This is a genomic window from Methylobrevis pamukkalensis, assembly GCF_001720135.1.
GTDB classification, from domain to species: Bacteria; Pseudomonadota; Alphaproteobacteria; order Rhizobiales; family Pleomorphomonadaceae; genus Methylobrevis; species Methylobrevis pamukkalensis.
This window is the reverse complement of the sequence record NZ_MCRJ01000309.1, coordinates 1-626: the sequence shown is the minus strand read 5'-3', so window position 1 is coordinate 626 and position 626 is coordinate 1. Positions and strand designations below refer to the sequence as shown.

Below are 626 nucleotides of genomic sequence, written 5' to 3'. Positions count from 1 at the left end.
GTTGCCGTCGCCGCCATAGAGGGTGTCTTCGCCGTTGCCGCCCTGAAGCGTGTCGTTGCCGTAGCCGCCATAGAGGACGTCGTCGCCGTCGCCGCCGTCGAGATTGTCGTCGCCCTGGCCGCCCTTCAGGAGGTCGTCGCCCTTCTGGCCGCGCAGGATGTCGGCGGCATCGCCGGCGTTGAGAAGGTCGTTGCCGTCACCGCCGTCGAGGGTGTCGTTGCCGTGGCCGCCGATGAGCGTGTCGTCGCCCGCCTCGCCGAACAGCGTGTCGCCATTCTCGCCGCCGTCGAGGAGGTCGTCGTCGCCGCCGCCGTAAAGGGTGTCGGCGCCTTCGTCGCCGCGCATGTCGTCGGATCCGATCTCGCCGTAGAGCACGTCGTTGCCGCGGCCGCCCACGAGAAGATCGTCGCCGAGGCCGCCGTAGAGCACGTCGGCCGCGCCGAGCCCGAGCAGGGTGTCGTTGCCGGAGCCTCCCGCAAGGAAGTCCTCGCCGTCGGTGCCGGTCTGGGTTGCCCCGGGAGCGCCGTCGTAGCCGTAGAAGACATATGCCCGGCCGACGCCGTCGTTGCTGCCGGTCTCGCCGATGATCAGGTCGTCGCGGCCGTCGCCGTTGACGTCGCCGGCGG

General features: G+C 70.8%; 1 protein-coding gene. It reads right to left on the bottom strand.

The features are described 5' to 3' along the window. Window positions 1-626 (bottom strand): calcium-binding protein (locus A6302_RS20690; RefSeq protein WP_141704084.1); only part of this gene is annotated, 626 nt, incomplete at both ends.